The organism is Streptomyces sp. MK37H, assembly GCF_018035285.1.
GTDB classification, from domain to species: Bacteria; Actinomycetota; Actinomycetes; order Streptomycetales; family Streptomycetaceae; genus Streptomyces; species Streptomyces endocoffeicus.
The window spans coordinates 1-10,353 of the sequence record NZ_JAAAYH010000327.1; the positions used below are offsets into that span (position 1 = coordinate 1).

12 protein-coding genes are annotated in these 10,353 nt (G+C 70.3%); all 12 read right to left on the minus strand.

Annotated features, from left to right (window positions below; all coding sequences use genetic code 11):
- Positions 1–557 (minus strand): sirohydrochlorin chelatase (locus GWI24_RS32645; RefSeq protein ID WP_210949672.1); only part of this gene is annotated, 557 nt, incomplete at its 3' end.
- 69 nt (positions 558–626) lie between these two features.
- The gene (locus GWI24_RS32650; protein ID WP_247617178.1) at positions 627–1,607 is read right to left on the minus strand and encodes an ABC transporter permease; all 981 of its coding nucleotides are present in this window, start codon (positions 1,605–1,607) and stop codon (positions 627–629) included.
- The gene (locus GWI24_RS32655) at positions 1,594–2,418 is read right to left on the minus strand and encodes an ABC transporter ATP-binding protein (RefSeq protein WP_210949673.1); all 825 of its coding nucleotides are present in this window, start codon (positions 2,416–2,418) and stop codon (positions 1,594–1,596) included. The genes GWI24_RS32650 and GWI24_RS32655 overlap by 14 nt, the downstream gene beginning before the upstream one ends.
- Before the next feature lie 68 nt (positions 2,419–2,486).
- The gene (locus GWI24_RS32660) at positions 2,487–3,644 is read right to left on the minus strand and encodes an ABC transporter substrate-binding protein (RefSeq protein WP_308344166.1); all 1,158 of its coding nucleotides are present in this window, start codon (positions 3,642–3,644) and stop codon (positions 2,487–2,489) included.
- A 204-nt stretch (positions 3,645–3,848) separates the two neighbouring features.
- A complete protein-coding gene (locus GWI24_RS32670; protein ID WP_210949674.1) occupies positions 3,849–5,216 on the minus strand; it encodes a sulfate adenylyltransferase subunit 1 in 1,368 nt (455 codons plus the stop codon).
- Between the two features lie 2 nt (positions 5,217–5,218).
- Positions 5,219–6,157: a sulfate adenylyltransferase subunit CysD gene (gene cysD, locus GWI24_RS32675; RefSeq protein ID WP_210949675.1), complete on the minus strand. Its 939-nt coding sequence runs from the start codon at positions 6,155–6,157 to the stop codon at positions 5,219–5,221.
- A gap of 127 nt (positions 6,158–6,284) precedes the next feature.
- On the minus strand, positions 6,285–6,875 hold the full coding sequence (gene cysC, locus GWI24_RS32680; protein ID WP_210949676.1) for an adenylyl-sulfate kinase: 591 nt from the start codon (positions 6,873–6,875) through the stop codon (positions 6,285–6,287).
- Entirely contained in the window at positions 6,857–7,558 is a 702-nt protein-coding gene (locus GWI24_RS32685) for a phosphoadenylyl-sulfate reductase (RefSeq protein ID WP_210949677.1), read from the minus strand. Before GWI24_RS32685 ends, cysC begins: the two co-directional genes overlap by 19 nt.
- Positions 7,555–7,740, minus strand: a complete 186-nt coding sequence (locus tag GWI24_RS32690) for a hypothetical protein (RefSeq protein ID WP_210949678.1) — start codon at positions 7,738–7,740, stop codon at positions 7,555–7,557. Before GWI24_RS32690 ends, GWI24_RS32685 begins: the two co-directional genes overlap by 4 nt.
- On the minus strand, positions 7,737–9,431 hold the full coding sequence (locus GWI24_RS32695) for a nitrite/sulfite reductase (RefSeq protein WP_210949679.1): 1,695 nt from the start codon (positions 9,429–9,431) through the stop codon (positions 7,737–7,739). The genes GWI24_RS32690 and GWI24_RS32695 overlap by 4 nt, the downstream gene beginning before the upstream one ends.
- 219 nt (positions 9,432–9,650) lie before the next feature.
- Positions 9,651–9,734 (minus strand): putative leader peptide, encoded by an 84-nt coding sequence (locus tag GWI24_RS46990; protein ID WP_309471194.1) that lies wholly within the window; start codon positions 9,732–9,734, stop codon positions 9,651–9,653.
- A gap of 92 nt (positions 9,735–9,826) precedes the next feature.
- On the minus strand, positions 9,827–10,353 hold a 527-nt coding region (locus GWI24_RS32700; RefSeq protein ID WP_247617179.1), incomplete at its 5' end, for a GNAT family N-acetyltransferase.

The window sequence follows — 10,353 nt, forward strand, 5'->3', positions numbered from 1 at the left end:
TCCGCGCGCAGGGCGCGGACGGCGTCCTCGGTGCGGGGAAGAGAGGCGGAGGCGAACGCGGGTCGCACGGCGCACCATCCGGTGTGCCGCCACTCCCGCGCGATTTCAGCGATCACCGCGATCGCCTCCGGGTCGGTGGACCCCGCCGAGGCCAGGACGACCCCGGTCGAGGAGCGGTCGGCGGGGCGCAGCCCCGCCTCGTGCAGGCGGCGTTCCATGGCGTCCATCAGTAGCGGGGACGGGCCCAGGACCTCGGCCTGGCGGACGGAAAGCCGGGGGTGGCGGGCCGTGGCCTCGCGCAGCACCGCCGGGATGTCGGTCTTCGCGTGGAAGGCGCGGGTCAGCAGCAGCGGGAGGGCGATCACCTCGGTGGCGTCCGCCGCGGCGAGCCGGGCCAGCACCTGCGGTACGCGTGGCGCGTTGAACTCCAGGAACGCCGCCTCCACCCGCAGCCCCGGCCGCAGCGACCGCACCCGCGCGCGCAGCGCGTCGACGGTCGCCGCATGGCGGGGATCGCGGCTGCCGTGGGCGATGATCAGCAGGGTCGGGGCAGACATGGTGATGGCTTTCCGTGGCCTTCCGTTCGGTGGCTTTCCGCTCAGTGGTCTTCGGTCAGTGGTTTTCGTTCAGCGCGCGCTCGCCAGCAGGCCGCGGCTGCGCAGCACCCGGCGCTCGATCGGCGCGAAGATCAGCAGCTCGATGGCGATGCCGACGACGAGGATCAGGAGGATGCCGAGGAGCACCCCCGCCATATCGGAGTTGTTGCGCTGGTTCTCCAGGTACTGGCCAAGACCCAGACCCAGGTCCGGGGACTTGGCGATGATCTCCGCGGCCATCAGCGAGCGCCAGGAGAAGGCCCAGCCCTGCTTGAGCCCGGCGACGTAACCCGGCAGCGCGGCGGGCAGCAGGATGTGCCGGGCGCTGACCAGGCCGCGGGCGCCGAGGGTGCGTCCGGCGCGGAGGAACAGCGGGGGCACCTGGTCGATGCCGGCCACCAGCCCGTTGGCGATGGAGGGGACCGCGCCCAGCAGGATGACGGTGTACATCATCTGGTCGTTCAGGCCCAGCCAGATCACCGCGGGCGGCACCCAGGCGACCGACGGCAGCGACTGCAGCCCGGACAGGATCGGGCCGAGTCCGGCGCGGATGAACTTCACCCGGGCAACGACCAGACCCAGCGGGGTCGCGATCGCCAGCGCGATGAGGAAGCCGAACAGACCGCGCGAGACGCTGGTCCAGATGATGTCGAGCAGCTCGCCCTGGAGCCACAGCTGGCGCAGCGAGTCCCAGACCAGCCCCGGGTCGGGGAGCTTGTAGTCGGGGGTGACCTTCGCGACGACGAGCACCTTCCACAGGGCCAGGACGAAGGCGACGGCCACGATGGGCGGCAGCACCTTCTGGACCAGCACCTCGGCCGGTGAGACCCGCTTGGTCTGCACCGCGTCCAGGGCGTCCAGACCGGCCTCCAGGCCTGCCAGGTCCTGGGCGTTCCCCGTGCCCCGCTTCGCCGTGGACTTCTCGATGGACTTCTCTATCGGCTGCTTCCCGCCGTTCCCGCCGTCGGCTTCCTCGACCGCGGCGCCGCGGGTGGTCTTACTGCTGGCCATGGCGGCGGATCTCCCCACGCAGTTCTTCGGTGATCTCAACGGACAGGTCGGCGACGGCCGCGTCCTCGATGCGGCGCGGCTGCGGAATGTCCACCGACCACTCGCGGACGACCCGCCCCGGCCGGGAGGACAGCAGCACCACGCGCTCGGCCAGCCGGACGGCCTCGCGGACGTTGTGGGTCACGAACAGCACCGAGACGCCGGTCTCGCTCCAGATCCGGGTCAGCTCCTCGTGCAGCACATCGCGGGTGATGGCGTCGAGCGCGGCGAACGGCTCGTCCATCAGCAGCACGCTGGAGTCCTGCGCCAGCGCGCGGGCCAGCGCCACGCGCTGCCGCATACCGCCGGAGAGCTCGTGCACCCGCTTGCCGTAGGCGCCGCTGAGCCGCACCAGTTCCAGCAGCCGCTCGGCCTGCGGCCTGCGGTCGGCGCGCGGCACCCCGCGCAGCCGCAGCGCCAGCTCGATGTTCTTCCCCGCGGTCAGCCACGGGAACAGGGCGTGCTCCTGGAACATCAGGGCCGGCCGGCCGGCGGGGACCTCGATGGCCCCCGAGGTCGGCTTGTCCAGGTCGGCGATCAGATTGAGCAACGTGGACTTACCGCAGCCGGAAGCCCCCAGGATGCAGACGAACTCCCCGGGCCGCACCTGGAGGTTGATGTCATCGAGCACGGGCTGGGCCGCCCCGGGGCGGCCGAAGGCCTTGTGGACGTGGGCGATCGATACGGACCCGGCGGAGCCGGCGGGGCCGGGGGCGCCCGCCGTCGCGGTGCTCGCCCGGTCGTCCTTCTCGGTGGTCAGTGCCGGGGACATCCGGTCACCTCCTGATGAATGCGTACATGCGTGTACATGAGTACGGTGCGTACGGGACGGACGGGCGGCTACTGGCTGCCGAGGCCCGCGGCCGAGACCGCCGGCTTGCCCTCGGCCTTCAGGACCTTGTTCAGCGGGCCCAGGTCGTAGATCCCCTTGAGATCGGGCTTCTCCAGAAGCCCCGCCTGGACCGCGTGGTCGGCCTCGGTGTTCAGCGTCGAGGCCAGGGGGTCGTCAGTGACCTGGATGGACTTCCACGCCGGGTCGATCACCTCGGCCGGCAGCGGCTTGCCGGTCTCCTCCTTGAGCGCCGCGTTGGCCGCGTTCTTCGCCTGCTCGGGGTTGGCCTTGATGAAGGCGTTGGTCTTCACCGAGCCGCGCAGCACGGCCTCGACGACCTTCGGGTGCTCCTCGAGGAACGACTGCTTCACGATCAGGTTGGTGATCACGAACTTCTTGTCCGGCCACAGCGAGGACTCGTCCAGCAGCACCTTGCCGCCGTCGGCGACCAGCTTGGACGCGGTCGGCTCGGGCACCCACGCGCCGTCGATGGCACCGGACTTGTACGCGTCGGGTGTCACCTTGTTGTCGCTGCGGACCACCGACACATCGCCCTTGCCGCTCTGGGCGTCGACCTTCCAGCCCTTGCTCTTGACCCAGTTGAGGAACGCCACGTCCTGGGTGTTGCCCAGCTGCGGGGTGGCGATCTTCTTGCCCTTGACATCGTCGAGCGTCTTGATCTTCTTCGGGTTGACCACGAGCTTGACACCGCCCGAGACCGACCCGGAGATGATCTTGAGGTTGGAGCCGTGGGACTTCACATAGCCGTTGATGGACGGCGACGGGCCGATCCAGCCCATGTCGATGGAGCCCGCGTTGAGCGCCTCGATCTCCGACGGCCCGGCGTTGAAGACGTACGGCGCGACCTTCGTGCCCTTGAGCTCCTGCTGGATCGGGCCGCCCTTGCGCAGCCCCACCAGCGCGGTGGCGTGGGTGAGGTTGGCGAAGTAGCCGACCTTCACCTTGTCCAGGCCGTCGACCTTCGCACCGCCGGCCGCGGGGACCGCTGAGGATCCGGTGTCGTCGTTCTTCTTCTGCGAGCCGTAGCCGCAGGCGCCCAGCGCGCCCATCAGCAGGGGGAGGACGGCCGCCGCCGCCAGGATCCGGGTGCGGCGGTGGGGGTGCTTGGCTGGTCGCGGAGCTATGAGGCGGACGGCAGACGACACGGGGGTGTTCCTCTCGACGGGCCGGGGCGGCGTCAGAGGACGCCCGGCAGTTCAGATGGCTTTCGGCGGCGGTGCTGGTGGACGGGAGCGGACTGCGGCATCAGCGCACACATCGTCCGACCCCGCCCTGCCCGCTGCCGAGCGCCCCGCTGCCCACGCGGCCGCCCTCCTTGGCGAATGTCGAGAACACCTCACCGGCCATGGTCAGAAGTCCCATCCCTCGTCGTCCCGCGCGGCCTCGGCGCCCTTGGCCGGTGCCGCGAAGGAGTCGCCCGCCATTCCGGCGGTGAGCGTGGTGCCGTCGGCCGGGTCGATCAGCAGGAAGGAGCCGGTGCGGCGCGAGGCGTCGTACGCGTCCAGCGCCAGCGGCTCGGAGGTGCGCAGCACGACCCGGCCGATGTCATTGGCGGCCAGCTCACCCGGCGCCGGATGGTGCGACAGATCGGCCAGCGTCAGCCGGGACGGGATGTCCTTGATGATCGCCTTCACCGTGCGGGTGGTGTGCTTGAGCAGCACCCGGTCGCCCACGCGCAGCGGACGGTCGTGCAGATGGCAGACGGTGGCCTCGACGTCCCTGGTGGTCTCGGGCGCGTGGGCGCTCGGTGCGAGCAGATCCCCGCGCGAGATGTCCAGGTCATCGGCGAGGGTGAGGGTCACCGACTGCGGGGCCCACGCCACGTCCACCATCGTGCCCAGCGCGTCGATCCCGGTGATGGTGCTGGTCCGGCCGGACGGCAGCACGGTGACGGCGTCGCCGACGCGCAGCACACCGGAGGCGATCTGGCCCGCGTAGCCGCGGTAGTCGGGGTGCTCGGCGGTCTGCGGACGGATCACGTACTGCACCGGGAAACGCGCCGGGTCCTGGGAGGGGTCGGTGCCCACCGGCACGCTCTCCAGGTGCTCCAGCACGGTCGGGCCGCCGTACCAGTCCATGTTCGCCGACGCGGTCACCACATTGTCCCCGGCCAGCGCCGAGATCGGGATGGCGGTGATCTCGGGGACGCCCAGCGAGGCCGCGTAGGTGGTGAACTCCTCGGCGATCGCCGCGAAGACCGGCTCCGCGTAGTCCACCAGGTCCATCTTGTTGACGGCGAGGACCACATGCGGGACCCGCAGCAGGGCGGCGACCGCGGCATGCCGCCGGGTCTGCTCCACCACGCCGTTGCGCGCGTCCACCAGGACGACCGCGAGTTCGGCGGTGGAGGCGCCGGTGACCATGTTGCGGGTGTACTGCACATGGCCGGGGGTGTCGGCGAGGATGAACCGCCGCTTGGGCGTGGCGAAGTAGCGGTAGGCGACATCGATGGTGATGCCCTGCTCCCGCTCCGCCCGCAGCCCGTCCGTCAGCAGCGCCAGGTCCGGCGCCTCCTGGCCACGGATGCGCGAGGCGTGCTCCACGGCCTCAAGCTGATCGGCCAGCACCGACTTGGAGTCGTGCAGCAGCCGCCCGACCAGCGTGGACTTGCCGTCGTCCACCGAACCCGCGGTGGCGAAGCGCAGCTGCGAGGTGGCCGCGGACCGCTCCACGGCGGCCGCCGCGGCCTGCTCCTCGGACGTCAGATTGCTCGTCATGGTTAGAAGTACCCCTCGCGCTTGCGGTCCTCCATCGCGGCCTCCGACAGCTTGTCGTCGGCGCGGGTCGCACCCCGCTCGGTCAGCCGGGAGGCGGCTATCTCATCGATGACCTGCTCGATGGCCACCGCGTCCGACTCCACGGCACCGGTGCAGGACATGTCGCCCACGGTGCGGTAGCGCACCATGCGCCGCTCCACGGTCTCGCCGTCCTTCGGACCACCCCACTCGCCGGGCGCCAGCCACATGCCGCCGCGCCGGAAGACCTCGCGCTCATGCGCGTAGTAGATCTGCGGCAGGTCGATCTTCTCCCGGGCGATGTACTGCCACACGTCCAGCTCGGTCCAGTTGGACAGCGGGAAGACCCGGACGTGCTCACCGGGGGAGTGGCGGCCGTTGTAGAGCTGCCACAGCTCGGGGCGCTGCCGCCGGGGGTCCCAGCCGCCGAACTCGTCCCGGAGGGAGAACACCCGCTCCTTGGCGCGGGCCTTCTCCTCGTCCCGGCGGCCACCGCCGAAGACCGCGTCGAAGCGGTTCTTCTCGATGGCGTCCAGCAGCGGCACGGTCTGCAGCGGATTGCGGGTGCCGTCCGGGCGCTCGCGCAGCCGGCCGTCGTCGATGAACTCCTGGACCGAGGCCACGTGCAGCCGCAGCCCGTGCCGGGCGACGGTGGCGTCCCGATAGGCGATGACCTCGGGGAAGTTGTGCCCGGTGTCCACGTGCAGCAGCGAGAACGGAACCGCCGCCGGGGCGAACGCCTTGAGCGCGAGATGCAGCATGACGATGGAGTCCTTGCCCCCGGAGAACAGGATCACCGGCTGCTCGAACTCGCCCGCCACCTCGCGGAAGATGTGCACCGCCTCGGACTCCAACGCGTCCAGGTGCGCGAGCGCGTACAGGCCCGCGCCCTCGTCCGCGTTGATCGCCGTCACGGTCGTCATGCCGCGCCCCTTTCGTTCGCTCGGCTGCGGTAGTAGCTTCCCGTCATATCGGCGGGGTTCGGCATCGGCCGGCGCCCCGGTGCGGGGAGCGCCATGGCCCGTGACACGGTGGCCGCGCGTGCGTGGCTCACAGCAGTCCCCTTTCACTCAACAGCAACCGCACCTCGGCCGCCGACTCCTGCACGCTGTTCCTGTGGGTTTCGATGCGCAGATCCGGGTCGGCAGGGGCCTCGTAGGGGTCGTCCACACCGGTCAGACCCGATAGCTCGCCCGCCGCCTGCTTCGCGTACAGCCCCTTGACGTCCCGCTCGGAGCACACCTCAACGGGCGTGGCCACGTGGACCTCCAGATACGGGGTGCCCTCGCGCTGGTGGCGCTTGCGCACCGCCTCGCGGCTGTCCCCGTACGGCGCGATGACCGGCACCAGCACCGTGACCCCGTGGGAGGCCAGCAGCTCTGCCACGAAGCCGATCCGCTGGACGTTGGTGTGCCGGTCCTCGCGGGAGAAGCCCAGCCCCGAGGAGAGGAACTCGCGGATCTCGTCCCCGTCGAGCACCTCCACCCGGCGGCCCTCGCCGCGCAGCCGCTCGGCCAGCGCATAGGCGATCGTGGTCTTTCCCGCACTCGGCAGACCGGTCAGCCACACCGTGGCACCGGTGGTCGTGGGGGCGCTCATCTCGTTCTCCTGGTCGACAGCCATCAGCCGTGCAGCCCGCATTCGGTCTTGTTGCTACCCGCCCAGCGGCCGGACCGGATGTCCTCGCCCTCCAGAACCCGACGGGTGCAGGGCGCGCAGCCTACCGACGGATAGCCGTCCATCAGCAGGGGGTTGGTCAGCACGCCGTGCTCGGCGACATAGGCCTCGACATCCGCTTGCGTCCAGCGGGCGATCGGCGAGATCTTCACCTTACGGCGCCGGGCGTCCCAGCCAACGACCGGGGTATTGGCGCGCGTTGGCGATTCGTCCCGACGCAATCCCGTGGCCCAGGCGTCATATTCCCGCAACCCCTCCTCGAGCGGCTGGACCTTCCGCAGGGCGCAGCACAGGTCGGGGTCGCGGTCGTGCAGCCGGGGACCGTACTCGGCGTCCTGCTCGGCCACCGTCTGGCGCGGGGTCAGGGTGATGACGTTGACGTCCATCACGGCCGCCACCGCGTCACGGGTGCCGATGGTCTCGGGGAAGTGGTAGCCGGTGTCGAGGAAGACCACATCGACACCGGGGAAGGCGCGGGAGGCCAGATGCGCCACCACCGCGTCCTCCATCGAGGAGGTGACGCAGAAACGCGATCCGAAGGTGTCCGCGGCCCAGCGCAGGATGTCCAGCGCCGGGGCGTCCTCGAGCTCGTGGCCCGCCTTCTCGGCGAGCCCTTCGAGATCGGTGTCCTCAAGCCGTGTCGTCATATCGCCGTGCCCCCTTCATCGATCGGGTCGCGCCGCAGGCCCTTGGCCAGCAGCCCGAGGAACGACAGGCGGAACGCGCGGTTGCAGGACGCGCATTCCCACGCGCCATGGCCCTCCTCCGAGGGACGCAGATCCTCGTCCCCGCAGTAAGGGCAGTAGAACGGCGCGGCACGCTCGCTCATTTGAGGGCGTCCTCACTGGCACGCCCCGCCCAGGTGGCGAAGCGCTCGCCGTCCTCGCGCTCCTCCTGGAAGCGGCGCAGCAGCCGCTCCACATAGTCCGGGAGCTCGGCGGCGGTGACCTTCAGCCCGCGCACCTTGCGGCCGAAGCCCGGCTCCAGGCCCAGGGCGCCGCCCAGGTGCACCTGGTAGCCCTCGACCTGCTGGCCGTTGTCGTCCATGACCAGCTGGCCCTTGAGACCGATGTCCGCCACCTGGATACGGGCGCAGGCGTTCGGGCAGCCGTTGAGGTTGATGGTGATCGGCTCGTTGAACTCGGGCAGTCGGCGCTCCAGCTCATCGATGAGCCAGGAGCCGCGCGCCTTGGTCTCGACGATCGCCAGCTTGCAGAACTCGATACCGGTGCAGGCCATCGTGCCGCGCCGGAACGGGGACGGCTTGACCTGGAGGTCCAGCGACTCCAGCCCGGCGACCAGCGACTCCACCTGGTCCTCGGTCACATCGAGCACGATCATCTTCTGCTCGACGGTGGTGGTCAGCCGCCCGGAGCCATGGGCCTCGGCCAGGTCGGCGATCTTGGTGAGGGTCGTGCCGTCCACCCGGCCGACGCGCGGTGCGAAGCCCACGTAGTAGCGGCCGTCCTGCTGGCGGTGGACGCCGATGTGGTCACGCCACTGCTGGACGGGCTGCTCGGGCGCCGGGCCGTCGGACAGCGGGCGCTTCAGGTACTCGTCCTCCAGCACCTGGCGGAACTTTTCCGGGCCCCAGTCGGCGACCAGGAACTTCAGCCGGGCGCGGGTGCGCAGCCGACGGTAGCCGTAGTCGCGGAAGATGGAGACGACCCCGGCCCAGACCTCCGGGACCTCCTCCAGCGGGACCCAGGCGCCGAGCCGGACGCCGATCTTGGGGTTGGTGGAAAGACCGCCGCCGACCCACAGATCGAAGCCGGGGCCGTGCTCGGGGTGGCGGACGCCGACGAACGCGACGTCGTTGATCTCGTGCACCACGTCGAGCACCGGTGAGCCGGAGACCGCGGTCTTGAACTTCCGCGGCAGGTTGGAGAACTCCTTGCTGCCGATGTAGCGCCGGTGGATCTCCTCGATGGCGGAGGTGCCGTCGATGATCTCGTCCTCGGCGATCCCGGCCACCGGCGAGCCGATGATCACACGCGGGGTGTCCCCGCATGCCTCCGTGGTGGACAGCCCGACGGCCTCCAGCCGCTTCCAGATCTCGGGCACGTCCTCCACCCGGATCCAGTGGTACTGGATGTTCTGCCGGTCGGTGATGTCCGCGGTGCCGCGCGCGAACTCCTCCGAGATCTCGCCGACGACCCGCAGCTGCTGGGTGGTCAGCCGGCCGCCGTCCACCCGGACCCGCATCATGAAGTACTCGTCGTCCAGCTCCTCCGGCTCCAGGATCGCGGTCTTGCCGCCGTCGATCCCGGGCTTGCGCTGGGTGTACAGACCCCACCAGCGCATCCGGCCGCGCAGATCGGCGCCGTCGATGGAGTCGAAGCCGCGGTGGGCGTAGATCGTCTCAATGCGTGTCCGCACATTGAGACCGTCATCGTCCTTCTTGGTCTGCTCGTTGCCGTTGAGAGGGGTGAAGTGCCCCGCGGCCCACTGGCCTTCGCCGCGGTGGCGTCCGGCCTTGCGGCGGGGCGTAGCGCTTGCGCGTTCCGGGGTGGCAGCCATGGCGGTGTGTGTCCTTCTGAGCGGCTCAGGTGCGGCGGGTAGTACGTGCGCGCACCGTCTGACCTGCGCATGCGCAGGTCGGCAGGGTGTACGGCGGTGACCGGTGCGACATGCGGCGGGGAGTGTCGAGGCGTGCGCGCTCGCCCACGTCGTCGGGGGCGTGCGGAAGATGCGGTGGTGCTGCCCGGGGCCTTCGTGACGGCCCTCTCGAGGTGCGGGTCAGCCCGCCGGACAGATCGCGCTGGACATGCGGCCGAGGTCGACGTGGCGTCGACTCACCAAGGCGATTCCAGCTCGAGACATGATGGAAGCGTCGCATGGTGGTCTCTGACGAGTCCACCTTAATCCACTATGCGGACGAATCTGTCTCGGAATGCAAGACGATGTGGTGTTGGTCACTCCTCGTCCGACGTCTTGACGTCGAACACCCGGAAGCCCCGGCGGCGGTAGTTGTCCAGCGCGTACGGTCCGTCCTTGCTGCAGGTGTGCAGCCACACCCGCTTGGTCGGCACCCGGTCCGGCCGGCGCTCGGCCATGTCCCAGGCACGGGCGGTCCCCCAGGTCAGCAGATGCCCGCCGATGCGGCGGCCCCGGAAGGCCGGCACCAGGCCGAAGTACGCGATCTCCACCACGCCCTCGTCCTGGCCCTCCAGCTCGATGTACCCGGCCGGGGTTCCGCGCTCGTACGCCACCCAGGTCTCCACACCGGGCCGGTGCAGATACTCCTCCCACGCCTCCCGCGACCACACCAGCCGGTCGGTCCACGCCACATCCGAGCCCACCGCCGTGTAGAGGAAGTGACTGAACTCGGGGCTCGGCACCTCGGCCCGGACGATCCGCACCCCGGCCGTGGCGGGCGGCTCCTGCGCCGGGCTGAGGTCGGAAGGAGCGGTCTGCTCCAGGTGCCAGGTGGTCACGGTGA